25 protein-coding genes and 1 riboswitch are annotated in these 24,025 nt (G+C 72.6%); of the genes, 17 read left to right on the top strand and 8 right to left on the bottom strand.

The annotated features are described in order from the left end of the window. The first annotated feature begins 47 nt into the window (after nucleotides 1–47). Nucleotides 48–1,517 (top strand): RsmB/NOP family class I SAM-dependent RNA methyltransferase, encoded by a 1,470-nt coding sequence (locus ACTEI_RS26585; RefSeq protein ID WP_122980152.1) that lies wholly within the window; start codon nucleotides 48–50, stop codon nucleotides 1,515–1,517. Between the two features lie 51 nt (nucleotides 1,518–1,568). Here the strand turns inward: ACTEI_RS26585 and ACTEI_RS26580 are convergent, their stop codons facing one another. Beyond that, nucleotides 1,569–2,711, bottom strand: a complete 1,143-nt coding sequence (locus ACTEI_RS26580) for an acyltransferase family protein (protein ID WP_122980151.1) — start codon at nucleotides 2,709–2,711, stop codon at nucleotides 1,569–1,571. A gap of 160 nt (nucleotides 2,712–2,871) precedes the next feature. On the opposite strand from ACTEI_RS26580, the gene rpe reads away from it, so the two are divergent. Next, nucleotides 2,872–3,552 (top strand): ribulose-phosphate 3-epimerase, encoded by a 681-nt coding sequence (gene rpe / locus ACTEI_RS26575; protein ID WP_122980150.1) that lies wholly within the window; start codon nucleotides 2,872–2,874, stop codon nucleotides 3,550–3,552. Beyond that, entirely contained in the window at nucleotides 3,549–4,556 is a 1,008-nt protein-coding gene (locus ACTEI_RS26570; RefSeq protein ID WP_372443256.1) for a GGDEF domain-containing response regulator, read from the top strand. Before rpe ends, ACTEI_RS26570 begins: the two co-directional genes overlap by 4 nt. Nucleotides 4,557–5,180: 624 nt before the next feature. Here the strand turns inward: ACTEI_RS26570 and ACTEI_RS26565 are convergent. Together ACTEI_RS26565 and ACTEI_RS26560 are read right to left on the bottom strand one after the other, a co-directional pair. After that, complete coding sequence (locus ACTEI_RS26565; protein WP_122982425.1) at nucleotides 5,181–5,837, bottom strand: lysophospholipid acyltransferase family protein; 657 nt, start codon at nucleotides 5,835–5,837, stop codon at nucleotides 5,181–5,183. Nucleotides 5,838–6,156: 319 nt separating this feature from the next. Then, nucleotides 6,157–6,750, bottom strand: coding sequence for a TetR/AcrR family transcriptional regulator (locus ACTEI_RS26560; RefSeq protein WP_122980149.1), 594 nt, complete (start codon nucleotides 6,748–6,750; stop codon nucleotides 6,157–6,159). 76 nt (nucleotides 6,751–6,826) lie between these two features. Between ACTEI_RS26560 and ACTEI_RS26555 the strand changes: the two genes are divergently transcribed. The 5 genes from ACTEI_RS26555 (at nucleotide 6,827) to ribH (ending at nucleotide 11,960) form a co-directional block, all read left to right on the top strand. Continuing rightward, nucleotides 6,827–8,008 (top strand): aminotransferase class V-fold PLP-dependent enzyme, encoded by a 1,182-nt coding sequence (locus ACTEI_RS26555; RefSeq protein ID WP_122980148.1) that lies wholly within the window; start codon nucleotides 6,827–6,829, stop codon nucleotides 8,006–8,008. 61 nt (nucleotides 8,009–8,069) lie between these two features. After that, nucleotides 8,070–8,243: riboswitch (FMN riboswitch) on the top strand. 297 nt (nucleotides 8,244–8,540) lie between these two features. Beyond that, nucleotides 8,541–9,626, top strand: coding sequence for a bifunctional diaminohydroxyphosphoribosylaminopyrimidine deaminase/5-amino-6-(5-phosphoribosylamino)uracil reductase RibD (ribD, locus tag ACTEI_RS26550; RefSeq protein WP_122980147.1), 1,086 nt, complete (start codon nucleotides 8,541–8,543; stop codon nucleotides 9,624–9,626). Between the two features lie 11 nt (nucleotides 9,627–9,637). Further along, nucleotides 9,638–10,237 (top strand): riboflavin synthase, encoded by a 600-nt coding sequence (locus ACTEI_RS26545; RefSeq protein ID WP_122980146.1) that lies wholly within the window; start codon nucleotides 9,638–9,640, stop codon nucleotides 10,235–10,237. Further along, entirely contained in the window at nucleotides 10,230–11,438 is a 1,209-nt protein-coding gene (locus tag ACTEI_RS26540) for a bifunctional 3,4-dihydroxy-2-butanone-4-phosphate synthase/GTP cyclohydrolase II (protein WP_122980145.1), read from the top strand. The genes ACTEI_RS26545 and ACTEI_RS26540 overlap by 8 nt, the downstream gene beginning before the upstream one ends. 45 nt (nucleotides 11,439–11,483) lie before the next feature. Continuing rightward, nucleotides 11,484–11,960 (top strand): 6,7-dimethyl-8-ribityllumazine synthase, encoded by a 477-nt coding sequence (gene ribH / locus ACTEI_RS26535; RefSeq protein ID WP_122980144.1) that lies wholly within the window; start codon nucleotides 11,484–11,486, stop codon nucleotides 11,958–11,960. Between the two features lie 3 nt (nucleotides 11,961–11,963). Here the strand turns inward: ribH and ACTEI_RS26530 are convergent, their stop codons facing one another. The 3 genes from ACTEI_RS26530 to ACTEI_RS26520 are packed head-to-tail and all read right to left on the bottom strand — an operon-like array spanning nucleotide 11,964 to nucleotide 14,414. Further along, nucleotides 11,964–12,704: an amino acid ABC transporter ATP-binding protein gene (locus ACTEI_RS26530; RefSeq protein ID WP_122980143.1), complete on the bottom strand. Its 741-nt coding sequence runs from the start codon at nucleotides 12,702–12,704 to the stop codon at nucleotides 11,964–11,966. 4 nt (nucleotides 12,705–12,708) lie between these two features. Further along, complete coding sequence (locus tag ACTEI_RS26525; protein WP_122980142.1) at nucleotides 12,709–13,548, bottom strand: amino acid ABC transporter permease; 840 nt, start codon at nucleotides 13,546–13,548, stop codon at nucleotides 12,709–12,711. Beyond that, nucleotides 13,545–14,414 carry an ABC transporter substrate-binding protein gene (locus ACTEI_RS26520; RefSeq protein ID WP_122980141.1) on the bottom strand — a complete coding sequence of 290 codons (870 nt, stop codon included), beginning with the start codon at nucleotides 14,412–14,414 and terminating at the stop codon, nucleotides 13,545–13,547. Before ACTEI_RS26520 ends, ACTEI_RS26525 begins: the two co-directional genes overlap by 4 nt. Nucleotides 14,415–14,492: 78 nt before the next feature. Between ACTEI_RS26520 and ACTEI_RS26515 the strand changes: the two genes are divergently transcribed. The 9 genes from ACTEI_RS26515 to pheT all read left to right on the top strand — a co-directional run bounded on the left by ACTEI_RS26515 (nucleotide 14,493) and on the right by pheT (nucleotide 22,368). Further along, nucleotides 14,493–14,756 carry a phosphoribosyl-ATP diphosphatase gene (locus tag ACTEI_RS26515; protein ID WP_122980140.1) on the top strand — a complete coding sequence of 88 codons (264 nt, stop codon included), beginning with the start codon at nucleotides 14,493–14,495 and terminating at the stop codon, nucleotides 14,754–14,756. A 42-nt stretch (nucleotides 14,757–14,798) separates the two neighbouring features. Continuing rightward, nucleotides 14,799–15,641, top strand: a complete 843-nt coding sequence (gene hisG, locus ACTEI_RS26510; RefSeq protein ID WP_122980139.1) for an ATP phosphoribosyltransferase — start codon at nucleotides 14,799–14,801, stop codon at nucleotides 15,639–15,641. A gap of 8 nt (nucleotides 15,642–15,649) precedes the next feature. Next, nucleotides 15,650–16,114 carry a PH domain-containing protein gene (locus ACTEI_RS26505; protein WP_122982424.1) on the top strand — a complete coding sequence of 155 codons (465 nt, stop codon included), beginning with the start codon at nucleotides 15,650–15,652 and terminating at the stop codon, nucleotides 16,112–16,114. A gap of 309 nt (nucleotides 16,115–16,423) precedes the next feature. Continuing rightward, on the top strand, nucleotides 16,424–17,032 hold the full coding sequence (gene infC, locus ACTEI_RS26500) for a translation initiation factor IF-3 (protein ID WP_122980138.1): 609 nt from the start codon (nucleotides 16,424–16,426) through the stop codon (nucleotides 17,030–17,032). Nucleotides 17,033–17,090: 58 nt separating this feature from the next. Continuing rightward, nucleotides 17,091–17,285 carry a 50S ribosomal protein L35 gene (rpmI, locus tag ACTEI_RS26495; protein ID WP_122980137.1) on the top strand — a complete coding sequence of 65 codons (195 nt, stop codon included), beginning with the start codon at nucleotides 17,091–17,093 and terminating at the stop codon, nucleotides 17,283–17,285. Between the two features lie 38 nt (nucleotides 17,286–17,323). Then, nucleotides 17,324–17,716, top strand: coding sequence for a 50S ribosomal protein L20 (gene rplT, locus ACTEI_RS26490; RefSeq protein WP_122980136.1), 393 nt, complete (start codon nucleotides 17,324–17,326; stop codon nucleotides 17,714–17,716). Nucleotides 17,717–17,785: 69 nt separating this feature from the next. Continuing rightward, nucleotides 17,786–18,559 (top strand): TrmH family RNA methyltransferase, encoded by a 774-nt coding sequence (locus tag ACTEI_RS26485; RefSeq protein WP_122982423.1) that lies wholly within the window; start codon nucleotides 17,786–17,788, stop codon nucleotides 18,557–18,559. 264 nt (nucleotides 18,560–18,823) lie between these two features. Further along, nucleotides 18,824–19,885, top strand: coding sequence for a phenylalanine--tRNA ligase subunit alpha (gene pheS / locus ACTEI_RS26480; RefSeq protein WP_122980135.1), 1,062 nt, complete (start codon nucleotides 18,824–18,826; stop codon nucleotides 19,883–19,885). Between the two features lie 5 nt (nucleotides 19,886–19,890). Beyond that, on the top strand, nucleotides 19,891–22,368 hold the full coding sequence (gene pheT, locus ACTEI_RS26475) for a phenylalanine--tRNA ligase subunit beta (protein ID WP_122980134.1): 2,478 nt from the start codon (nucleotides 19,891–19,893) through the stop codon (nucleotides 22,366–22,368). Between the two features lie 159 nt (nucleotides 22,369–22,527). Here pheT and ACTEI_RS26470 read toward each other — a convergent pair whose 3' ends face one another. Further along, complete coding sequence (locus ACTEI_RS26470) at nucleotides 22,528–22,884, bottom strand: hypothetical protein (RefSeq protein WP_122980133.1); 357 nt, start codon at nucleotides 22,882–22,884, stop codon at nucleotides 22,528–22,530. Nucleotides 22,885–23,248: 364 nt separating this feature from the next. Continuing rightward, the gene (locus ACTEI_RS26465) at nucleotides 23,249–24,007 is read right to left on the bottom strand and encodes a GNAT family N-acetyltransferase (RefSeq protein WP_122980132.1); all 759 of its coding nucleotides are present in this window, start codon (nucleotides 24,005–24,007) and stop codon (nucleotides 23,249–23,251) included. Between the last annotated feature and the right edge of the window lie 18 nt (nucleotides 24,008–24,025).

Here is a 24,025-nt window from a genome sequence, read left to right as displayed (position 1 = left end):
ACCGCAGCCAAGCAACGGCCAGGAGAGCACGCCGAAGGAGATCCAGCGTGACCGAACATCGGGCTTCACGGCCGCACGGCGCCGGCCCACGGCGGCCGGCCGGACCGGGACATCCGCGGGATCAGCGCAGCGGGCGGGCTCCGCGCGGCGGCCGGCCGCCGTCGGATCCGGCGCGGCAGGCGGCGTACGAGGCGATCGCCGCCGTGCACCGCGACGACGCGTACGCGAACCTGGTACTGGCCGACATCCTCGGCGGGATGGGGCTGTCCGGGCGGGACGCGGCGTTCGCCACCGAGCTGACGTACGGCACGCTGCGCGCGCTGGGAACCCTCGACCTGATCGTCGCCGACGCGGCCGGCCGGGAGGTGGCCCGGATCGACCCGCCGGCCCGCGACGCCCTGCGGCTCGGCGCATACCAGCTGCTGCACACCCGGGTGCCGGCGCACGCCGCGGTCAACCAGACGGTCGACCTGGTGCGGTCGGTGGCGCCGGGCGCGGCCGGGTTCGCCAACGCGGTGATGCGCACCATCTCGGAGACCCCGCTGGAGGGGTGGCTGGCGAAGCTCGCCCCGTCGTACGACGACGACCCGGTCGGGAACCTGTCCGTGCTGCACCACCACCCGCAGTGGGTGGTCCGGTCGTTCGCCGAGGCGCTCGGCGGTGACCTGGAGGACACCGCCCGGCTGCTGATCGAGGACAACCAGCCGCCGGCCGTGCACCTGTGCGCGCGTCCGGGGCGGGCCGACGCGATCGAGCTGGCCGACGAGGTGGGCGGGGTGCCGGGGGCGTTCTCGCCGTACGCGGTCTATCTCACCGGCGGCGCGCCGCGTGACCTGGCCGCCATCCGCGAGGGCCGCGCCCACGTCCAGGACGAGGGCTCCCAGCTGGTCGCGGCGGCGCTGCTGGCCGCCCCGGTCGAGGGCCGCGACACCCGCTGGCTGGACCTGTGTGCCGGGCCCGGCGGCAAGACCGGCCTGATCGGCGCGATCGCCGCCGGCCGGGGCGCCGAGGTGACCGCGGTCGAGGTCGCCGAGCACCGTGCCCGCCTGGTCGAGCAGGCCACCGAGGGGATGCCGGTGACGGTCTTCCCGATGGACGGCCGCTCGGTGGGCCGTGACCCGGACCTGCCGGAGGAGGCGTTCGACCGGGTGCTGGTGGACGCGCCGTGCACCGGGCTGGGCTCGCTGCGGCGCCGGCCCGAGTCACGCTGGCGCCGGCAGCCGGCCGATCTGCCGCCGCTGACCCGGCTGCAGCGGGAACTGCTGGTGGCGGCGCTGCGGGCGGTGCGCCCGGGCGGCGTGGTGGCGTACGTGACGTGCTCCCCGCACATGGTGGAGACTCAGGTGACGGTCAGTGAGGGGGCCCGGCGCAGCGGCGTCGAGGTCGACTTCGTGGACGCCCGGCCGCTGCTGCCGCCGGGGATGCCGGGGCTCGGCCCGGGGCCGACGGTGCAGCTGTGGCCGCACCGGCACGGCACCGACGCGATGTTCCTGGCGGTGCTGCGGCGGACCAGCTGATCCGGTCGTGAAAAGGACGAGGCCGCCGGGAGGTTTCCGGCGGCCTCGTCGTCACGCTGGCGCGTCCTTCGCCCGCATCCCGGCGGCGGCCTGCTCCAGCCGGTCCTTCAGCACCCGGGCCAGCGGCCTCTCCACCAGCCGGTGCAGCAGCCAGGCGGCGAACAGCAGCGCCACGATCACCCCGGCGAGCACGAGCAGGCGGGGGCGCACCCCGCTCAACCCGTGGATGATCGACCAGCCGATGTACTGGTGCAGCAGGTAGAACGGGTAGGTCAGCGCCCCGGCCCAGGTCAGCCAGCGCCACTGGATCCGGGCGGTCCAGCCCAGCGCGATGACCGCCATGACGACGAAGAACACGGTCACCAGCAGCATGGCGATCCGGGCGTCGAGCGGCTGGCGGTTCGCCGCGGCGGTGGCGCCCACCCGGCCCACCACGTTGTGCACGGCGAGCGCCCAGGACAGCGCGACCACGCCCCACAGCTGCAGGTCCGCTCCGAAGCGGTGGATCAGGTAGAAGGCGATGCCGGCCACGAACAGCGGCGCGAACGAGGGCTGGAACAGCTGCGCCAGCACCGGCAACTTGCTGCCGCCGGCCAGCACCGCGGCGACCAGCCAGCCGTAGCAGAACAGCAGGGTGCGCCGCAGGGTCAGGCCGCGCCACACCGCGGCGACCCCGAACAGCAGGTAGAACCGCATCTCGGCCCAGAGCGTCCAGTACGCGGTGTCCACGTTCGACACGCCCAGCGGCGTGTGCAGCATGGTGAGATTGGCGATCACCTGGTCGATCGGCAGCCGGTGGGTGGCGACCGGCCACAGCGCCACGACCGTCGTGGTGATCAGCACCGCCGGCCAGTAGGCGGGGAAGAGGCGGACCACCCGGGACCGGAAGAACTGCCCCGGGGTACGCCCCCAGCAGCTCATGCAGATGACGAACCCGCTGATCATGAAGAACAGCTCGACGCCGAGCCAGCCGTAGGCCGCGATCGGGAAGAGTCCGGGGAAGATGTCCTGGGGGCGGGCCTCCCACGCCTTGGCCACCGGCAGGTCGCCGCAGAGGTGGTAGAGGGCGACGGCCAGCGCGGCCAGGAGCCGGAGCCCGTCGACGACCGCGATCCGGTGCGGCCGGCGCGGGCGGGTCTGCGAGGTGGGGGCGGGGCTCTCCGGCACGCGGCGCTGTTGCAGCGTCGTGGTCATGGCGCGGAACGATACCGAGCACACCGGGCGGGCAGCGGCTCGTGCCGCGGCCGGACGCCCGGTGTGGGTGAGAGTTCCCGTGCCGGTCGCCCGGAGTTTCCGTGCTGGTGGGCGCGGGTTCCCGTGCTGTGCCGCGCGGGCGGGGTCATACACTTCACCGGTGACACGATCGCCGATCATCGCGCCGAGCATCCTCGCCTCCGACTTCTCCCGCCTCGCCGAGGAAGTGCACGCCATCGAGGGGGCCGCGGACTGGGCGCACGTGGACGTCATGGACAACCATTTCGTGCCGAATCTCACCATCGGCCTGCCCGTGGTGCAGAGTCTGCGCAAGGCGACCAAGCTCCCGTTCGACGTGCACCTGATGATCACCGATCCCGAGCGGTGGGCGCCGGGCTACGCCGAGGCCGGGGCGTACAACGTGACGTTCCACGCCGAGGCCTGCGCGGACCCGGTGGCGCTGGCCAAGACGCTGCGCGCGGCGGGCGCCAAGGCCGGGCTGGCCATCGACCGGGACACGCCGGTCGAGCCGTACCTGGAGATGCTGCCGCATTTCGACACCGTGCTGATCATGACGATCAAGGCCGGTTTCGGCGGCCAGAAGTTCCTGCCGGAGATGCTCGGCAAGGTGCGTGACGTGCGCCGGCGCGTCGAGGCCGGCAACCTCGAGGTGCGTGTCGAGGTGGACGGCGGGATCGCGGCGGACACCATCGAGCAGGCCGCCGAGGCGGGTGCGGACGCGTTCGTGGCGGGCACCGCCGTCTATGGCGCGCAGGATCCGGCGGAGGCGGTGCGTAAGCTTCGGGCACTGGCCGCCGAGCGGATGGGGAAGTCGATGTGAGTACCGCCGAGCCGGGGCCCGTGGTCGACGACCTCGGGCTCGACGCCGAGGAACAACGACCCGATCTCGTCCTGGTCGTCGACGACGACCAGGACATCGCGAGCTTCGTCGAGTTCAACCTCAAGGTGCACGGCTTCGACGTGATCCGCGCCCGCGACGGGCAGGAGGCGCTCGACATGATGGAGACGCACCGGCCGGACCTGGCGCTGGTCGACTGGATGATGCCCCGGATGGACGGGGTCGAGCTGATCCGCCGGCTGCGCGCCGACCCGCTGACCTCCGCCCTGCCGGTGATCATGCTGACCGCCCGGAGCATGACCGTGGACAAGGTCGTCGGGCTGACCACCGGCGCCGACGACTACCTCACCAAACCGTTCGACACGGCCGAGCTGATCGCCCGGGTGTCCACGACGCTGCGCCGCAACAAGGAGTTCCGCGAGGTCTCCCCGCTGACCGGCCTGCCCGGCAACGCCCGCGTCCGCCGCGAGATCAGCGACCGCATGCGCGCCGGCGGCGACTACTCGGTCGGCTACATCGACATCGACCGATTCAAGAGCGTCAATGACGTGTACGGATTCGACCGCGGCGACGAGTTCATCATCGCCCTGGCCCGGAGCCTGCAACGCGCCAGCGCCGCCACCGGCAAACCGTCGATCTTCCTGGGCCACATCGGCGGCGACGACTTCGTCTTCATCTGCCACCCGGACCAGGTCCTGCCGCTGACCAAGAGCATGGTCACCGACTTCGAATCGGCCGCCGACCGCCTCTACGACCCGAAGGACGCCCAGCGCGGATACATCGAAGTCCCCGACCGGCGCGGCAACAAGCAGCGCGCCGCCCTGGTGACCCTCTCCATCGGCGTCGCCCAGGCCACCGCCGGCGGCCGGCAGTTCGACGACCCGCGGATGGTCATCGCGGTCGCCTCCGAGATGAAAAAGGTCGCCAAGTCGCAGCCCGGCTCCTACGTCGCGATCGACCGGCGGCGCAGCGAACCCGAGGCCTGAAACCCACCTCTTCGGTACGACCGGCAGCCCACCACCGGTCACCGCCGGCCAGCCCGCACGTCGCTGGCCGATGCCGCCGGTCGCCCTCCCGCGCCACGAGCCCCCGCCACCCGGCCTCCGGCTGGTGGTGGTGCTCGTCGCGGCGCCCGGGTCACCGCCGTGGGTGCCAGCTGGGTGGTGTGGGCTGGTGTTGGTGGTTGTTTCGGCGGTCGGGTCACCGCCGTGGGTGCCAGCTCGGTGGTTCCGGCTGGTGCTGGTGGTCGTTATGGCATCGAATGGCCGCCGTCAGCACCAGTCGGACTCCGGCGGCCGAGCGTGCGCCCGGACTCGCTCAACAACCACTCGCGGCCGGTGACAGGGCCGGACCGTAACCACGCGCCGCGTGGCTCAGCCATGGGCGGGCAGTGACCGGCGTCGCGGTGGTGACGCGGGGCGTACGCCGCCGGGCTCCCGCGGCCACCGACGGCCGTGAGTGCGTGCCGCCACCCACCCCACAAGCGCGCCGCCGACCACCCGCCGACCACCCGCCGAACCCACGGGGAGGCGGCGACATCCGGGCAACGGTCGCGTCAGGACCACACGCCGGGCAGCGTCACCACCCCCGAACGGCGCCGACGACCAGCGTCACCCATGCCGGACAGGAGCGTAGGAGGGCACGTAGACCTGTCCGCTCAGCGACTGGATCCGCGCAATCAGCTCGTCCGTCAGCCGGCGGGCGTCACGCGCCGACTCCACCTCCACCGGCAGGGCGGGCCCGAAGCTCAGTGTCACCGGGTGTGGCCGGGGCAGCCGCCGCCCGGCCGGCCGGATCCGTTCGGTGCCGCGGATCCCGACCGGGACGATCGGGACGCCGGCCTGGGCGGCGAGCCGGACGGCGCCGGTGCGGCCGCGGTAGAGGCGGCCGTCGGGGGAGCGGGTGCCTTCCGGGAAGACCGCGACCAGCCCGCCGCCCTGAAGGATCGGGACGGCCGCGTCGAAGGCGGTGAGCACGGCCCGGCCGCCGGCGCGTTCGACCGGGATGGCGCCCATCCCGGTGACCACCCGGCGGGTCAGGGCGCCGCGGATGCCGGAGGAGCGGAAGTACTCGGCCTTGGCCCAGAAGGCGATGTGCCGCGGCGTGTTGACGCCGAGGAAGAGCTGGTCGGCGACGGCGTGATGGTTGGCGGCGAGGACGGCGCCGGTGCCGGCCGGGAGGTGCTCCAGCCCGGTGACCGTGGTGGGCCAGAGACCGCGCAGCAGGACGCCGAGCGTGCGATGAGCGGCCGCGTAGAGGGGTGGCATGCGGGTCATGGAGGACCTCCGGGTGCGGGCGCGGGCCGGCTCTACCCGGCGCTGCGGCAAATTCGGATGGTGCGAATTCCGGCGGAACATCGGCCGCCGCCACGGACCGGGGTGACGACGGCGGGTGGGCGCTTCCGCTCATGAGGAACGACGGCCCGGTGGGGGGCGGTCTGGCCGGTGCGGGTCGCCGGGCGATCGGTGGGCCGGTCAGGGCGGTTGGTCGGTGCGGGTGGCCCGGCGATCGGGGGCCCGGTCAGGGCGCTCCGGTCGGTGCAGGTCGCCGGGCCAGCGGCGGGTCGAAGGGGGGCGGTCGTGCGGGTCAGTGGGCCGGCGGCCCGAGGTGGGCGTCCAGGACGGCGTCGATGAACGGCGCCGGGTCGGTGGCCCTGGTGGCGAGCGTCAGCGAACCCCAGTTCCACAGCTCCGCGACGCCGTGCAGGGCGGACCAGATCGCGGCCGCGGTGGTCTCGGCGGGCGGGGCGGCGAGTGGGCCGGATGCCGGGCGTGCGGCGGCGACCTGGTCGACCAGCAGCCGGAACAGCGGGAGCGCGTCGTCACGCAGGCCCAGATAGCCGCTCTGCAACAGATCGTGGCGGAACATCAGCTCGAACATCCCGCGGTTGGTGGCGGCGAACCGTACGTAGAGGTGGGCGATCGTGGCGATCTGCTCGCGTGGATCCGGGGAGGCGGCCAGCAGGGCCGCGGTGACCTGGGCGGACAGGTCGGCGTAGCCGGACCGGGCGATGGCCGACAGCAGTGACAGATGGGTCGGGAAATAGCGGCGCGGCGCGCCGTGCGAGACGCCGGCGCGCCGGGCTATCTCACGCAGTGAGAGAGCTTCGGGACTTCCGGTACGCAACAGCTCGGCCCCGACCCGCACCAACCGGTCGCGTAGGGCGTCGTCAGCGGGCATAGACAGTGTCTACCAGAGCTCGTAGACACTGTCTACGCCAGGTGCGTGACGTCGGCCGCTCTGACAATCTGCGGGTATGGACGTCGACGCGCTTCGTGCCGCCACCCCCGGCTGCCGGCACCGGATCCACCTCAACAACGCGGGCGCGGCCCTGATGTCGCAGGCAACCCTGGACACCGTGATCGGCCACCTGGAGTCGGAGGCGCGGATCGGCGGGTACGAGGCGGCGGACGCGGCCGCCGAGCGGGTCGCCGCGGTCCACGCCGGGCTGGCCGAGCTGCTCGGCGGGCGGGCCGACGAGATCGCGCTGTTCGACAACGCCACCCATGCCTGGCAGGCGGCGTTCCACGCGATCCCGCTGGCGCCCGGCGACCGCATTCTGACCGGCCGCAACGAGTACGGCAGCAACGTCCTGGGCTACCTTGGGGCCGCGCGGCGGGTGGGCGCCGAGGTCGTGGTGGTGCCGAACGACGAGCACGGGCAGATCGACACGTACGCGCTCGCCTCGCTGATCGACGAGCGTACGAAAATGATCGGCCTGACCCACGTGCCCACCGCCGGCGGACTGGTCAACCCGGCCGCCGAGGTCGGGCAGATCGCCCGCGCCGCGGGCGTGCCCTACCTGCTCGACGCCACCCAGTCGGTCGGCCAGTTCCCGGTCGATGTCGAGGAGATCGGCTGTGACCTGCTCTGCGGCACCGGGCGCAAGTTCCTGCGCGGGCCGCGCGGCACCGGCTTCCTCTGGGTGCGCAGCGGGATGCTGGAGCGGCTGGAGCCGCACGTGGTGGAGATCCGGTCGGCGGCCTGGGACGGCGCGCGCGGCTACCGCTGGGCGCCGGGGGCGCGGCGGTTCGGCACCTGGGAGTTGAACTACTCCGCGGTGCTGGGCCTGGGCGCGGCCGTCGACCAGGCGCTGAACCTCGGGCTGGCCGAGATCGGCAAGCGCAACGCGGAGCTCGGCGACCGGATGCGCGGCCTGTTGGAGGACACTCCGGGCGTGACCGTGCACGACCTGGGCCGCCAGCAGTGCGCGATCGTCACCGCGCGGGTCGACGGTGTGGAGTCGGAGCTGGTGGTGGCCCGGCTGGCCGAGTCCGGCGTCAACGTCACCAGCACCGAGCCGGCGCACCAGCAGTTCGACACCGAGGACCGCGGGCTGCCCCCGCTGGTGCGCTTCTCACCGCACTACTACAACACCGAGGACGAGGTCGAGCACGTGGCGGCCCTGGTAGGGGCCATGGTCGACAGGCGGTTGTGAGATGGCTCGCGCCCGGGGTGGCAAATCCGCGAGCACGTGCAAGACTCAGGGGTAACCCACCACGCGCTGGCGGGACTCGGTGAAATTCCGAACCGGCGGTGATCCGACGCTTCCGCGTCGGTAAGCCCGCGACCCGGATGGTCGAATACCCATCCGGTGGACCTGGTGAAACTCCGGGGCCGACGGTTGATCGGGCGAGAGCTCGGTCAGACAGTCCGGATGGGAGACAGCGCGCGGAATCGGACGGGTGTGCCCTCAGTGAGGGTGGCATCCGACCGGGGTGCGCGAAGCGTACCCTCGGTGTCCGATTCTTGGCGTTTCTCCCTCTCCTCGCCGCGCGTGACCAGACCGCGCGGGCAATCGCGCGGACCGGATCGCGCGGGAGACCGTGCGGACCAGGCCGCGCGGGAGACCGTGCGGACCGGAGCGCGCGGGCAATCGCGCGGACCGGATCGCGCGGGAGACCGCGCGGCTTCACCGCCGCGCGACCGATCGCGCGGACCCGACGAGCGCGCGAGAGGACGAGCCGCCGATGGTGACCGAGGACGAGGCGATGCGCCGCGCGATCGCGCTGGCCGCCCGCGGCCTCGGCACGACCAGCCCCAACCCGGTGGTCGGCTGCCTGCTGCTGGACCGGGACGGCGAGGTCGTCGGCGAGGGCTTCCACGCGTACGCCGGTGGCCCGCACGCCGAGATCGTCGCGCTCGCCCAGGCCGGTGAGCTGGCCCGCGGCGGCACCTGCGTGGTGAGCCTGGAGCCGTGCGACCACACCGGCCGTACCGGTCCGTGCTCGGAGGCGCTGATCCAGGCCGGGGTGCGCCGCGTCGTGATCGCGGTGGACGACCCGACCCCGGTCGCCTCCGGGGGCGCCGCGACCCTGCGGGCGGCCGGCATCGAGGTGGCGAGCGGGGTGCGCCGGGCCGAGGCGGAGCTGGGCAACATCGCCTGGCTCACCGCCGTACGCCGGGGCCGGCCCTACGTCACCTGGAAGTTCGCCGCCACCCTGGACGGCCGGTCGGCCGCCGCGGACGGCACCAGCCAGTGGGTCAGCTCCGCCGAGTCCCGCTTCGACGTGCACGTGCTGCGCAGCACGGTGGACGCGATCGTGGCCGGGGTCGGCACCGTACTCGCCGACGACCCGCAGCTGACCGTCCGCGATCTGCGGGACGGCTCGCTGGCGATCAAGCAGCCGCTGCGCGTGGTGGTGGACACCGACGGGCGTACGCCGGCGGACGCTCGCGTCCGGGACGCCGCCGCGCCGACCTGGATCGTCACCGCCGCCGAGACCGGCCGCGGGCCGGACGGGCGCGTCGACCTGCACGCCATGCTCGCCGGGCTGTACGCCCGCGGCGTCCGCAACGTCCTGCTCGAGGGCGGTCCCACCCTGGCCGGGGCGTTCCTCGCGGCCGGCCTGGTCGACCGGGTGATCGGCTACGTCGCGCCGAAACTGCTGGGCGCCGGCCGTCCGGCCCTGGTCGACGCGGGGATCGGCACCATCGCCGACGCCCTGGAGCTCGACTTCACCGACATCGCGCAGATCGGGGGCGACCTGCGCTTCACCGCCACGCTCCGCCCGAAGCCATCCGACCGCCCCGCCCACCACCTCGAAGCGGAATGAGAGGCGTGCCTATGTTCACCGGAATCGTCGAGGAGCTGGGCGAGGTCGTCCGGCTCACCGAGGGCAGCGGGGACTCCGCGGTCCTCGCGGTCCGCGGTCCGCTGGTCACCTCGGACGCCCGTGACGGCGACTCGATCGCGGTCAACGGGGTCTGTCTCACCGTGGTCGACAACGTCGACGGCGTGTTCACCGCCGACGTGATGGGCGAGACGCTGCGCCGCTCGTCGCTGGGCGCCCTCGCCGTCGGCAGCGCGGTGAACCTGGAGCGGGCCGCCGCGCTCGGCAGCCGCCTCGGCGGTCACCTGGTGCAGGGGCACGTGGACGGGGTCGCCACGATCGTCGGCCGCGAGCCCGCCGACCAGTGGGAGGTGGTCACCTTCTCACTTCCCGCCGATCTCGCGCGATATGTGGTGGAGAAGGGCTCGATCACGGTGGACGGGGTGTCGCTGACCGTGATGGCGGTCACCGGGGACACCTTCTCGGTCGGGATGATCCCGGCCACCGCCAAGCACACCGTGCTGGGCAGCAAGGCCGTCGGCGAGCCGGTCAACCTCGAGGTCGACGTGATCGCCAAGTACGTCGAGAAGATGCTGGGGAGCCGCAATGTCTGAGCGCATCGAGCGTGCGATCGCCGAGATCAGGGCCGGCCGTCCGGTGATCGTGGTGGACGACGAGGACCGGGAGAACGAGGGCGACCTCATCTTCGCCGCCGAGCACGCCACCCCGGAGCTGGTCGCGTTCATGGTCCGGTACACGTCCGGGTACATCTGCGTGGCGCTCCCGGAGGCCGAGGCGGACCGGCTCGACCTGCCCCCGATGGTGCGGACGAACCAGGACACCTTCAAGACCGCCTACGCCGTCACGGTCGACGCGCGGCACGGCGTGACCACCGGCATCTCCGCGGCGGACCGGGCGCACACCATCCGGCTGCTGTCGTCGGCCGCCTCCGAGCCGTGCGACTTCAACCGGCCGGGCCACATCGTGCCGCTGCGGGCCAAGCCGGGTGGCGTGCTGCGCCGTCCGGGGCACACCGAGGCGGCGGTCGACCTGGCCGTGCTGGCGGGCGGGCGGGCCGCCGGGGTGCTCTGCGAGATGGTCAACGACGACGGCACCATGCAGCGCCGGCCGGACCTGGAGCGGTTCGCCGCCGAGCACGATGTGGTCCTGATCACCATCGCTGACCTGGTGGCCTACCTGCGGGAGCGGGCGGGCCGGCAGGTGGAGCGGGTGGTGGAGACGGTGATGCCGACCGAGCACGGCGTCTTCACCGCGGTCGGCTACCGCACCGAGGCCGATCAGGGCGAGCACGTCGCGCTGGTCTACGGCGACCTGGGAGACGGCGAGGACGTGCTGGTCCGGGTGCACTCGGAGTGCCTGACCGGGGACGTCTTCGGGTCCCGCCGCTGCGATTGCGGCCCGCAGCTGGACGCCGCGCTGGAGCGGGTCGCCGAGGCCGGCCGCGGGGTGGTGCTCTACATGCGCGGGCACGAGGGGCGCGGCATCGGGCTGCTGCACAAGCTGCAGGCCTACCAGCTGCAGGACCGCGGCTTCGACACGGTGGACGCGAACCTGGAGCTGGGCCTGCCGGCCGACGCGCGCGACTTCGGCACGGGCGCGCAGGTCCTGTACGACCTGGGTGTGCGCTCGATGCGCCTGCTCACCAACAACCCGGCCAAGCGGGCCGGGTTGGAGGGGTACGGCCTGCGGATCACCGGCCGCGAGGCGCTGCCCGTCCGGCTGCACCCGGAGAACGTCCGCTACCTGCGCACCAAGCGGGACCGGATGGGGCACCTGTTCGAGGCGTTGGGCTGACCGGCGCGGGTCGCAGGACGACAATGACGACAGAGGGGGACTCAGATGGCCGGCTTCGGTGATCCGCACACGCAACCCGTCGACGCGGCCGGGCTCCGGCTCGGTATCGTCGGCTCACGCTGGCACAACGACCTGGTGGACCACATGGTGGGGCGGGCGAGGGCGGCCGCCGAGGCGTGTGGCGTCACGGATGTCGTGGTGACCCGGGTGGCCGGCTCGGTGGAGCTGCCGGTGGTCGCGCAGGCGCTGGCGAAGCGCTGCGACGCGGTGGTCGCGCTGGGCGTGGTGATCAAGGGCGAGACCGAGCACTTCGAGTACGTCTGCGACGCGGTGACGGCCGGGCTGACCCGGGTCGCGCTGGACGAGCAGACGCCGGTCGCGCACGGCGTGCTCACCGTGCACAGCCTCGGGCAGGCCCGCGACCGGGCCGGCCTGGAGGACTCGATCGAGGACAAGGGATGGCAGAGCACGGTCGCCGTGCTCGACGCCGCGCTCACCATCCGCGAGATCCAGAAGGACTGACGCCTAGAGCCGGCCCGCCTCGATGATGCGGGCCAGGAACTGCCGGGTACGCGCCTCGACGGGGTCGCCGAGCACCTGCTCGGGCGGCCCCTGTTCGAGGACCCGGCCGGCGTCCAGGAACGCCACCCGGTCGGCCACCTGTTTGGCGAAACCCATCTCGTGGGTGGCCAGCACCATGGTCATGCCCTCGCCCTTGAGGTCCCGGATCATGGTGAGCACCTCGCCGACCAGCTCCGGGTCCAGCGCCGAGGTGACCTCGTCGAGCAGCAGCAGCCGCGGGTTGTTGACCAGCGCCCGGACGATCGCCACCCGCTGCTGCTGGCCGCCGGAGAGGCGGTCCGGGTAGGCCCCGGCCCGGTCGGCCAGGCCGACCCGCTCCAGCCACTGCATGGCCTGCGCCCGGGCCTCGGCGACGGGCCTGCGGTGTACGCGGACCGGCGCGAGCGTGATGTTGTCGAGCACCGTCATGTGCGGGAACAGGTTGTACGACTGGAAGACCAGCCCGATCCGCTGGCGTACCCGGTCCGGGTCGGCCCGCGGGTCGGTGATCTCCTCGCCGTCCAGGTGGATGGTGCCGTCGTCGATGCCGGTGAGCAGGTTGACGCAGCGCAGCAGGGTCGACTTGCCCGAGCCGGAGGCGCCGATCAGCGCCACCACCTCGTGTTCGTCGACGGAGAGGGTGAGGTCGTCGAGGACCACGTGGTCGCCGAACGTCTTGCGTACGTCGACGCAGGAGAGCACCACGATGTCAGAACCCCGCGTTCTGGCGGCGGGCCGCGCGCAGCGTCACCCAGTCGGTGACCGCGATCAGCGGCAGGGCGAGCAGGACGAAGAGCACCCCGGCGACGATGTACGGGGTGAAGTTGGCATGCTGGGCGCCGGCGATCTGGGCGGCCCGGATGGCGTCGATCGGGCCGGCCAGCGAGATCAGGCCGACGTCCTTCTGCAGCGCCACGGTGTCGTTGAGCAGCGGCGGGGCCACCCGGCGGACCGCCTGCGGCAGCACCACGTGCCGCATCGCCTGGCGGTAGCTCAGGCCCAGCGAGCGGGCCGCGGCCACCTGGCTGGGGTGCACCGACTCGATGCCGGCCCGGAACACCTCGGCCAGGTACGCCCCGTAGGTGATCACGATCGCCGCCGCGCCGAGCACCAGCACGCCGGGGGTGCCCTGCAGCCGTAGCCCGGGGACGCCGAACGCGAACAGGTAGATCACGATGATCAGCGGCATCCCGCGCAGCGCGTAGGTGTAGCCGGTGGCCAGGGCCCGTACCGGGAAGAAGACCGGACCGCGCAGCGTCCGCAGCACCGCGACCAGCAGGCCGAGCGCGAGCGCCAGCGAGGCGCAGACGAACAGCAGCCGGACGTTGAGCCAGAGGCCGTCGAGGATCTTCGGCAGGTAGTCGCGGGCGATGCCCGGGTCGAAGAACGACCGCTCGACCCGGGGCCAGCCGGGGGACCCGGTGATGCCGACGGCCAGCAGCGTGCCGACGACGGCGGTGGAGAGCGCGGCGAGCAGGACGGAGCGGATCGCCTGCCGGCGGCGGTGGGCGATCCGCTCCTGCTGCCGCTGACTGGGTACGTGGGTCACTTGAGTTCGGGCGCCCCGGCGTCGGACAGCCACGTCTTCTCCAGCACCGCGAGGGTGCCGTCCTGGCGCAGCTGGTCGACCGCCCTGCTGACGCAGCCGGTCAGCTTCGAGCCCTTGTCCAGCACCAGGCCGAACTGCTCGGGCACGCCGACCTGCGGCAGCTGGCCGAGGATCACACCGTTGTCCAGTTCCGCCGAGGTCATGTAGAACGCGGTCGGCAGGTCCACCACGATGCCGTCGACGGTGCCGTTCTCCAGCGCCGCCTTGGCGTCGTCGTTGCTGTTGAACACCGACGGCTTGCCGGCCGGCTTGATGATGTCGGTGATCGCCTGGTAGCTGGTGGTGCCGACCTGCGCGCCGAGCTTGGCCCCGGCCAGGTCGGCCAGCGACTTCGCGCCCGCGATCCTGGACTTCTTGGTGGTGATCACGGTCTGCCGGACCAGGTAGTACGGCGAGGAGAAGTCGACCGCCTGCTTGCGCTCGTCGGTGATGGAGAACTGGTTGATGTCGAAGTCGAACGCCTTGGGCCCGGGGGCGATGGCGTTGTTGAACGTCACCGACGTCCAGACCACTTTGTCCTTCGGGTAGCCGAGCCGCTCGGCCACCTGATAGGCGACGGCGGACTCGAAACCCTTGCCGTTGGCCGGCTTGTTCTCTTTGAACCACGGCTCGTACGCCGGGTTGTCGGTGCCGATGGTGAGCTTGCCCGCGGCGACGGTGCCGAGCGAGCCGGACGGGCACGGGTCCGCCGCCGCGGAGGCCGGGGACGCGGTGCCGGTGGTGTCGTCGACCGGGGAGCAGGCCGTGACGGTGGCGAGCGCCAGCACGGCGCCGCCCAGAAACAGGGGGGTGAAACGGCTGACCATGCCGGGCAGCTTAAAAGACGTCCCAACCGCTGGGGGCGTTCGTCGTCAAGCCGTGATGAGCTGCCACAATCGTTTCCCGTGAAGACGTTCGAAGAACTGTTCGCCGAGTTGCAGCGCAAAGCGGCGGAGCAGACCCCCGGCTCGGGCACCGTGGAGGCGCTCCAGCGCGGAGTTCACTTCATCGGGAAGAAGGTCGTCGAGGAGGCGGCCGAGTCCTGGATGGCGGCTGAGCACGAGGGCCCCGAGCGGGCCGCCGAGGAGCTCTCGCAGCTGCTCTACCAGGCTCAAGTCCTGATGATCGCCACCGGTCTCGAACTCAAGGACGTGTACCGACATCTCTGACGTGCGCCCCGATCCGTCCCCAGAGCACGAAGGAGCACGTCAATGCTGCGTATCGCCATTCCGAACAAGGGCACGCTCTCCGCGCCGGCGGCACAGATGTTGAAGGACGCCGGTTACCGGCAGCGCACCGATCCCAAGGATCTGGCGTGCCGTGACGAAGCCAACAACGTCGAGTTCTTCTACCTGCGGCCCCGCGACATCGCCACGTACGTCGCCTCGGGCGATCTGGATCTCGGCATCACCGGCCGCGATCTGCTCGTCGACTCCGGCGTCCCGGCCACCGAGCTGCTCGACCTGAACTTCGGTGGCGCCACGTTCCGCTGGGCCGCCCCGGCCGGCACGCTGACCTCGGTGGACGAGATCGGCGGGAAGCGGATCGCCACCGCGTACCCCGGTGTGGTCGGCCGCTATCTGGCCGAGCGGGACCTGAAGGCCGACGTGGTGCGCCTGGACGGCGCCGTGGAGAACGCGGTCCGGCTCGGTGTCGCCGACCTGATCGCCGACGTCGTGGAGACCGGCGCCACGCTGCGCCAGGCCGGGCTGGTCACCATCGGCGAGCCGCTGATGCGCTCGTCGGCGGTGCTGATCGGCCGTCAGGCGCAGCCGCCGGCCGGCGCGTCGCAGCTGCTGCGGCGGCTCAACGGCGTGCTGGTCGCCCGCAATTTCGTGATGCTCGCGTACGACGTCCGCGCCGACCTGCTGGAGCAGGCCACCGCCCTGACCCCGGGCATCGAGTCGCCGACGGTCTCCCCGCTGCACCGTGAGGGCTGGGTCGCCGTGCAGGCGATGGTCCAGCGCAGCCAGGTGCACCGGGTGATGGACGAGCTGTACGAGCTCGGCGCCCGTGCCATCCTGGTGACCGACATCGCCAACTGCAGGTTGTGATGACGCTCATGACGACGAGCCGGGTGGTCTACCGTCCGCAGAAGATCCGCTGGGTGGCCGGTTCGCTGGCCGCCGGCGTGGTGGTGCTGTTCACCGTGCTCAGCTTCGGGCTGCACGGCCAGGCCGGCTTCGAGAACGCCGGGCAGATCGGCTCGGGCAGCTTCCAGCGTGGCGACCAGACCGCGATGATCGGCCTGGGCATCCTGATCGGCCTGGGCATCCTGGCGTTCTGCCGGCCCCGGGTGGTCGCGGACGCGCAGGGCGTGCACGTGCGCAACGTGGTCGGCGGGTACGACCTGCCGTGGCAGGTGGTCCGGGCGGTGCGGTTCGACCGCAACTCGGCCTGGGCGCACCTGGAGCTGCTCGACGACGAGCAGGTGTCGATCCACGCGCTGCAGGCGGTCGACAAGGACTACGCGGTGGACGGGGTCCGTACGCTGAGGGCCTTGCATTCGGCCGCGCAGGAGTCCTGATAGACTGGCGGGCAGTCGACCACGCCCGTCCTGCTGGACGGGCGCGAAAGAGGAGCCCGCTGGTTCCCACCCGAGTCACCGACTGTGGCCGGGTCCGGTCATCCGAGCAGGGAATATTTCCTGTCCGGGGCGCGTCCTCCCATGGACGCCGATGACCGGTCGAGCGGGCCTCGGCATGCGCGCAAGCGCCGTCGAGGCCTTCTGCTTTCCCGGCCGTCCCCGCTGCCCGCGGGGATGGTGACTCGGGGCCGACCGACATTGGCAGAAGTAGGTACGTTCTGAGGAGGCCCCATCAGCGTCGAACCACGCGTGAACGAACAGATCCGGGCTCGAGAGGTCCGTCTGGTCGGTCCGGAGGGTGAGCAGGTCGGCATCGTGCCGCTCGAGCGCGCGCTCCAACTGGCCGCGGACGTGGACCTGGACCTGGTCGAGGTTGCTCCGATGGCGCGGCCGCCGGTGTGCAAGCTCATGGACTTCGGCAAGTTCAAGTACGAGAGCGCACTGAAGGCCCGCGAAGCGCGGCGCAACCAGCAGCAGACCGTCATCAAGGAAATGAAGCTGCGGCCGAAGATCGACCCGCACGACTACGAGACCAAGAAGGGTCACGTGGTGCGGTTCCTCAAGGCGGGCGACAAGGTCAAGGTGACGATCATGTTCCGCGGCCGTGAGCAGAGCCGCCCCGAGCTGGGCTTCCGGCTCCTGCGCCGGCTCAGCGAGGAGATCTCCGAGCTGGGCTTCGTGGAGGCCAGCCCGAAGCAGGACGGCCGGAACATGATCATGGTGCTGGCACCGCACCGGGCCACCAAGGCCGCCGCGGTCGCCGCCACCGCGGCTGGCGCAAAGCCCGCCCGTGAGCCGCGCGAGGGCGACGGTACCGAGGTTGCGCCGGCCGATTCTGGCGACACCACCGCAGAGTAGACAGCTTTTCCGTACGGCCCCGCCGGCCGCGCGGAAAGATCAGAAAGAGGCGTTCTAAGTGCCGAAGATGAAGAGCCACACCGGCATGGGTAAGCGGGTGAAGGTCACCGGCAAGGGCAAGATCGTGCGCGAGCAGGTCGGCAAGCGGCACCTGCTGGAGCACAAGTCCTCCCACGTTACCCGTCGGATGACCGGCACTGTGGTGGTGGCGAAGGCCGACACCGCGCGAGTGAAGAAGCTTCTGGGCCGCTGACGCGCGCCTGACACGTTCCCCTGTAAGGAGTACTTGAAATGGCACGCGTCAAGCGGGCGGTCAACGCCCAGAAGAAGCGCCGCACCCTGCTCGAGACCGCGAGCGGCTACCGCGGCCAGCGGTCCCGGCTGTACCGCAAGGCCAAGGAGCAGGTGCTGCACTCGATGCAGTACTCGTACCGCGACCGGCGGGACCGCAAGGGCGACTTCCGTCAGCTCTGGATCACCCGGATCAACGCGGCGGCCCGGGCCAACGGCCTGACCTACAACCGCCTCATCCAGGGCCTCAAGCTGGCCGAGGTGGAGGTCGACCGCAAGATCCTGGCCGACCTGGCGGTCAACGACGCGGCCGCGTTCGCGGCCATCGTCGAGATCGCCCGCGCGGCCGTCGCGGCCGAGGGCACCGGCGGCGCCGCCGCGCAGGCTGCCTGAGTCTCTCGCGAGGAACGCCCCCCGACGCGTCGGGGGGCGTTTCGTTTGCCCGACCCGGAACCGGAGCAGATGTTCACACCGCGTACCCCGAGAATCGTCGCGGCCCGGCGCCTGCAGCGCCGCCGGGACCGTGACCAGGCCGGCCGGTTCCTCGCCGAAGGGCCGCAGGCCGTGCGCGAGGCGCTCGCCGCCGGCGCCGTGCTGGAGCTGTTCGGCACCCCGGCCGCGCTGGACCGGCACGCCGAGCTGACCGCGCAGGCCCCGGAGGTCTCCCCGGTCACCGACGAGGCGCTGGCCGCGCTGACCGAGACCGTGCACCCGCAGGGCCTGGTCGCGGTCTGCGAGCAGGTGCACGTGCCGATCGGCGACGCGCTGGCCAAGCAGCCGAAGCTGGTCGCGGTGCTGGCCGAGATCCGCGACCCGGGCAACGCCGGGACGGTGCTGCGCACGGCCGACGCCGCCGGCGCCGACGCGGTGATCTTCGCGGGCGACGCGGTCGATCCGTACAACGGCAAGTGTGTACGGGCGTCGGCCGGCTCGCTCTTCCACGTCGACGTGGTCCGGGCCCCGCTGGACGTGCTGGGCCTGCTCCAGGACTGCGGCCTGCAGGTGCTGGCCACCAGCGGCAGCGGGGCGGACGACGTGGACTCGCTGCTCGACGGCGGGCTGCTGGGCGCGCCGACCGCGTGGCTGTTCGGCTCCGAGGCACACGGGCTGCCCGGCGAGCTGCTGACCGCCGCCGACCGGCGGGTCCGGGTGCCGATCTACGGCGGAGCGGAGAGTCTCAACCTGGCCGCCGCCGCGGCGGTCTGCCTGTACGCGTCGGCCCGCGCGCAACGCTGACCCACCGGGGCGGCACGCCGGTGCCCGCCGGCGGTATGCTGAGGCCATGTCAGGTCCGATGAGACTGCTGTTTATCCGGCCCGCTGGTCGCGGGCGCCGGATCTGACACTCCTGCGCGAACTTCCCTGACCGGCGGGCTGCGGCTCAGCCGTGCCTCCGTACACTGATCCACCTGAGTCGAGCCTTCGCGGCCCTCGCCGCGCTCGGTGCACTCAGTCGGCGACGAGCCGACGGCTCATCCGGTGTGAGGGAGTTCGCCCGACCATGTCCTACCGCAACGATCCGTACGATCCGAAGCAGGCCGCCCTGCTGGCGCCCGAGGCTCTGGAGGCCGCGGTCGCCGACGCCGAGAAGGCGTTCGCGCAGGCCGCCGACCTCGACGCGCTCGCCGCGCTGAAGTCCGCGCACCTCGGCGACCGCTCGCCGGTGTCCCTGGCCCGCCGGGAGATCGGCTCGCTGCCGCCGGCCGCCAAGTCCGACGCCGGCAAGCGGGTCAACGTCGCCCGGCAGGCCGTCCAGGCGGCGTACGACGCCCGCCTCGCCGAGCTCGAAGCCGACCGCGCCGCCCGGGTGCTGGTCGAGGAACGGGTCGACGTCACCCTGCCGTGGGGCCGCCGGCCGCGCGGCGCCCGGCACCCGCTGACCACGCTGATGGAGCACATGGGCGACGTCTTCGTCGGCATGGGCTACGACATCGTCGACGGCCCCCAGCTGGAGCTGGAGTGGGCCAACTTCGACGCGCTCAACATCGGCCCGGACAACCCGGTGCGCGGCGCCTCGGACACGTTCTTCGTGGACCTGCCCGGCCTGGTCATGCGTACCCACACCTCGCCCGGCCAGGTGCGCACCATGCTCACCCGGCAGCCGCCGATCTACATCGTCAGCCCGGGGCGGGCGTACCGGACCGACGAGCTGGACGCCACGCACAGCCCCGTCTTCCACCAGATCGAGGGCCTGGTCATCGACGAGGGCATCACGATGGCCCACCTGCGCGGCACCCTGGACCACTTCGCCCGGGCGATGTTCGGCCCGGACGCGAAGACCCGCTGGCGGCCGCACTACTTCCCGTTCACCGAGCCGTCCGCCGAGTTCGACGTCTGGTTCGCGCAGCACCGCGACGGCCCGCGCTGGGTCGAGTGGGGCGGCTGCGGCATGGTCAACCCCCGGGTGCTGACCGCCTGCGGCATCGACCCGGACCGGTACTCCGGATTCGCCTTCGGCATGGGCGTCGAGCGGACCCTGATGTTCCGCAACGGCGTGAGCGACATGCACGACATGGTCGAGGGCGACGTGCGCTTCACCACGAACTTCGGAATGGAGTCCTGACGCAGATGAAGACGTCACTGTCGTGGCTGCGCGAGTACGTCGAGCTGCCCGCGGACCTCACCGCGGCTCGGCTGGACGAGGCGCTGACCAACCTCGGCATGGAGGTCGAGTCGATCGTCGACCAGGCCGCGACCATCCTCGGCGACCTGGTCGTCGGCCGGGTGCTGACCATCGAGGAGCTGACCGGTTTCAAGAAACCGATCCGGTTCTGCACCGTCGACGTCGGGCGCGGGACGCCACAGGAGATCGTCTGCGGCGCCCGCAACTTCGCCGAGGGCGACCTGGTGGTGGTCATCCTGCCCGGCGGTGAGCTGCCGGGTGGCTTCAAGATCGGGGCCCGGAAGACGTACGGGCGCAACTCGCACGGCATGATCTGCTCGGCGGCCGAGCTGGGGCTCTCCGGCGACCACTCGGGCATCATCGTGCTGCCCGCGGACGCCGCCGCCCCCGGCACGGACGCGCGCCCGGTCGTCGGGCTCGACGACGTGCTCGTCGAGGTGGAGATCACCCCGGACCGCGGGTACGAGATGAGCGTCCGCGGCATGGCCCGGGAGCTGGCCACGTACTTCGGGGTGGCCTTCACCGACCCGGCGGCGATCCCCGCGCCGGGCGGGACCGCCGACGCCCCGTACGAGGTGACCGTCGAGGACACCATCGGGTGCGACCGCTTCTCGGCCCGCGTGGTGCGCGGCATCGACCCGGCCGCGCAGTCGCCGGAGTGGATGCAGCGCCGCCTGATCGCGGCCGGTATCCGGGCCATCTCGCTGCCGGTCGACATCACCAACTATCTGATGATCGAATTCGGCCAGCCGATGCACGTCTTCGACCTGCAGCGGCTGCGCGGTCCCCTGGTGGTGCGCCGCGCCCACCCGGGGGAGAAGCTGACCACCCTGGACGGTGTGGCGCGCGTCCTCGACGTCGAGGACATGGTGATCTGCGACGAGACCGGCCCGATCTCGCTGGCCGCCGTGATGGGCGGCCAGACCAGCGAGTGGCAGGAGGGCACCGTCGACGTGCTGCTCGAAGCCGCGCACTGGGACCAGGTGATGGTCGGGCGTACGGCACGCCGGCACAAACTGTTCAGCGAGGCCGCCAAACGTTGGGAGCGTGGCGTCGATCCGCAGCTGACGCTGGCGGCGCTGGAACGGGCCGTGGCGCTGCTCACCGAGCACGCCGGCGGGGTCGTCGACGAGCGGGTCCTGGACATCGATCACCTCGCGCCGCGGACCGCGATCACCCTGCCGGCCGACCTGCCCTCCCGGATCGTCGGCCTGCCGTACCCGTCGTCGCGGATCGCCGAGCTGCTGACCGAGGTCGGCTGCGAGGTTTCCGGCAGCGACCCCCTCGACGTCGTCCCGCCGAGCTGGCGGCCCGACCTTCTCGCCCCGATCGACCTGGTCGAGGAGGTGGCGCGGCTCGGTGGGTACAACGACATCCCGAGCGTGCTGCCGCCGGCCGGCGCCAGCAGAGGGCTCACCGGGGCGCAGCGGCGCCGGCGGTCGGTGGGCCGCGCCCTGGCCGAGAACGGGTACGTCGAGGTGCTGTCCTACCCGTTCGTCGCGCCCGGCGCCGCCGACCAGTTCGGGCTGCCCGCCGACGACCCGCGGCGCAGCGCGGTGCGGCTGACCAACCCGCTCTCCGAGGAGGAGCCGCTGCTGCGGACCGACCTGCTCGGGCCGTTGCTCGGCACGCTGCGGCGCAACCTCGGCCGGGGCCAGCGCGACGTCGCGCTCTTCGAGGCCGGCACGGTGTTCCGGCCGCGGCTGGCCGCCACCGCACCGCCGGAGCTGGGCGTCGACCGGCGCCCCACCGACGAGGAGTGGGCGCAGGCCAACGCGATCGTGCCGGACCAGCCGTGGCACCTCGCGGCGGTACTCGCCGGGGACGCCGAGCCGGCCGGCTGGTGGGGTCCGGGCCGCGCCGCGGGCTGGGCGGACGCGGTCGAGGCGGCGCGCATCGCGATCAGCGCGGCCGGCGTGCCCGCGTCCCGGGTGACGGTGCGCGCGGCCGAGCACGCGCCGTGGCATCCGGGCCGGTGCGCGGCGATCGTCGTCGACGGCGACGTCATCGGCTACGCGGGTGAGCTGCACCCGGCCGTGCTGTCCGCGCTCGACCTGCCCCGCCGCACCAGCGCCATGGAGATCGATCTGGACGCGCTGCCCGAGCCGCCGGTGGTCGACGCCCCGAAGATCTCCACGTTCCCACCGGCGCTGATCGACGTGGCGCTGGTGCTGGACCGGACGGTCCCGGCCGGTGAGGTGCAGGCCGCCCTCGCCGAGGGGGCCGGGGAACTGCTGGAATCGGTGGCGCTGTTCGACGTGTACGAGTCGGAGCAGCTGGGGCAGGGCAAGCGGTCGCTGGCGTACAAGCTGACGTTCCGCGCCCCGGACCGCACGCTGACCTCGGAGGAGACGATCGCCGCCCGCGACGCGGCGGTGGCGGTCACGGCGTCCCGCTTCGGCGCGACGTTGCGGGGCGCCTGACCCGGCGCGCTGACCGGTCACCGCGGCATTCGCCGTGCTGATCTCCGAGTGGGCCCGCGGCTCGTGCCGCGGGCCCACTCGCTCGGCTGGTCCCGCGCGAGCCGGCGCCGGAGCCGGTGGCCGGCGCCGGGCCGGTCGGTGCGGGAGCGTGCACGACGCTCAGGACCGCTGGCCAGCGTCCTGAGCGGCGGTCCTGGCGGCGCGTAGCAGGCGCCGCGCGTGCGGCCGCTCGTCCGGGTCGAGGCGGGCGCAGCCGGATCCGGTCAGCTGCCACGGCCCGGCTGCCAGGGCGGCGTCGATCCGGGCGCGGATCTCGTCGACCCGGTCCGGCTCGGTGGCGAAGAGGACGCGGAGCCGCAGCCGGTCACCGTCCGGCGCGGTGGCGGTGTGGTGCGGGAACGGCGACCCGGGCCGGGCGGCGTCGCGGAGCGCACCGGTGATCGCGACGCTGGGCGCGCCGGGATCGGCGCCGCGGGCGGGGACGATGGTGGCGTGGTGTGCGTAGGCCTGCCGCATGGCCGCCACGGTAGCCCGCACCAGCCGATGGGCGCCCGCGGTGGGCGGTCCCGGGTGGCTTGCGGCATGGTGAGCCGCGAGCTCTGACCGGTGATGCGGCGGACCGTGCGCGGTGAGCCAGGGACTGCCGCGCCGGCCGGGCCGGGCGTCCCGTGGAGACTTCCGGACGCACGGCACGCGCGCGGGGGGCGTGGGCGCTGGTACACGAGCGCGATGATCATGGAAATGCGCCGCACGCGCGCGGGAGGGGCGTGGGCGGCGTGCCGCCGGGCGCGGGTGGTGCGGCGCGGGCGGCGGGCGCGGGATCGCCCGGGGCGCGGGCGGTGCGGGATCCGGTGATCCGCCGCCCGCGCCCCGGCCCCGGTCAGTACCTCGCGATGTAGAGGCGCCGGCCGGCCGGGCGGTACCCGACCCGCTGGTACACCCGCCAGGAGTCGTCACCGGACGCCTCCAGCCAGGCCACCTCGACGCCGGCGCGGAACAATCGGGCGGTGATCGCGGCGGTGACGGCACCACCGAGGCCCCGCCGGCGGAAGGAGGGGCCGACCGCGATGCCGGCGACCTCGCTGACACCGTCGGCCGGGGCGACCGCGGTGCCACCACCGGCATACCGCGCTGCGGCGGCATCACCGGTGTGCCGGGCGGCGACCAGGACGGCGCCGCGGGCCAGGCTGCGCCGCTGGAAGGCGACCTGCTCCGGGCTCGCCTCGGCGGCCTCGCCGAACGCCTCGTTCTGGACGGCGATCACACCGGCCAGCTCGGCGTCGGTGGCCGGCTCGACGAGCTCGAAGCCCGCCGGGGTCGGCGGGACGGCCAGCGTCCCGGGTGTGCAGATCAGGTACTCGTTGCGTGCTTCGACGGCGAACCCGACATCGAGCAGGAGCTTCTCCAGGTCGGGAGCGCTGCTGACGACGTACTCCAGGCGCGGCGGCCGGTCACCGAAAGCCGCGACCAGAGCGGCGACGTCGGCCGGGGTGATCGTGGCGCCGGGCAGCGGTGTCGCGTAGTTGATGTGCGGACTGTCGCTGGTGTGGTCGAGCCCGAGCACGAACGGACCGCTTTCGACGGCGTTCGGACGGGTACGCAGGTTGGCGACGACGGCGCGCTGAATGCGCAGATCCATGATGGGTGGACCCTTCGA

Source organism: Actinoplanes teichomyceticus ATCC 31121, from assembly GCF_003711105.1.
GTDB lineage: Bacteria > Actinomycetota > Actinomycetes > Mycobacteriales > Micromonosporaceae > Actinoplanes > Actinoplanes teichomyceticus.
Note: the sequence above shows the minus strand (reverse complement) of the source record. Positions and strands in the feature narration are given on the sequence as shown.

Coding starts and splice junctions, on each gene's coding strand:
- ACTEI_RS26580 (WP_122980151.1), bottom strand. CDS start 2,711: ATGACCACGACGCTGCAACAGCGCCGCGTGCCGGAGAGCCCCGCCCCC.
- ACTEI_RS26565 (WP_122982425.1), bottom strand. CDS start 5,837: ATGCCACCCCTCTACGCGGCCGCTCATCGCACGCTCGGCGTCCTGCTG.
- ACTEI_RS26560 (WP_122980149.1), bottom strand. CDS start 6,750: ATGCCCGCTGACGACGCCCTACGCGACCGGTTGGTGCGGGTCGGGGCC.
- ACTEI_RS26555 (WP_122980148.1), top strand. CDS start 6,827: ATGGACGTCGACGCGCTTCGTGCCGCCACCCCCGGCTGCCGGCACCGG.
- ribD (WP_122980147.1), top strand. CDS start 8,541: ATGGTGACCGAGGACGAGGCGATGCGCCGCGCGATCGCGCTGGCCGCC.
- ACTEI_RS26545 (WP_122980146.1), top strand. CDS start 9,638: ATGTTCACCGGAATCGTCGAGGAGCTGGGCGAGGTCGTCCGGCTCACC.
- ACTEI_RS26540 (WP_122980145.1), top strand. CDS start 10,230: ATGTCTGAGCGCATCGAGCGTGCGATCGCCGAGATCAGGGCCGGCCGT.
- ribH (WP_122980144.1), top strand. CDS start 11,484: ATGGCCGGCTTCGGTGATCCGCACACGCAACCCGTCGACGCGGCCGGG.
- ACTEI_RS26520 (WP_122980141.1), bottom strand. CDS start 14,414: ATGGTCAGCCGTTTCACCCCCCTGTTTCTGGGCGGCGCCGTGCTGGCG.
- hisG (WP_122980139.1), top strand. CDS start 14,799: ATGCTGCGTATCGCCATTCCGAACAAGGGCACGCTCTCCGCGCCGGCG.
- ACTEI_RS26505 (WP_122982424.1), top strand. CDS start 15,650: ATGACGACGAGCCGGGTGGTCTACCGTCCGCAGAAGATCCGCTGGGTG.
- rplT (WP_122980136.1), top strand. CDS start 17,324: ATGGCACGCGTCAAGCGGGCGGTCAACGCCCAGAAGAAGCGCCGCACC.
- ACTEI_RS26485 (WP_122982423.1), top strand. CDS start 17,786: ATGTTCACACCGCGTACCCCGAGAATCGTCGCGGCCCGGCGCCTGCAG.
- pheS (WP_122980135.1), top strand. CDS start 18,824: ATGTCCTACCGCAACGATCCGTACGATCCGAAGCAGGCCGCCCTGCTG.
- pheT (WP_122980134.1), top strand. CDS start 19,891: ATGAAGACGTCACTGTCGTGGCTGCGCGAGTACGTCGAGCTGCCCGCG.
- ACTEI_RS26470 (WP_122980133.1), bottom strand. CDS start 22,884: ATGCGGCAGGCCTACGCACACCACGCCACCATCGTCCCCGCCCGCGGC.
- ACTEI_RS26465 (WP_122980132.1), bottom strand. CDS start 24,007: ATGGATCTGCGCATTCAGCGCGCCGTCGTCGCCAACCTGCGTACCCGT.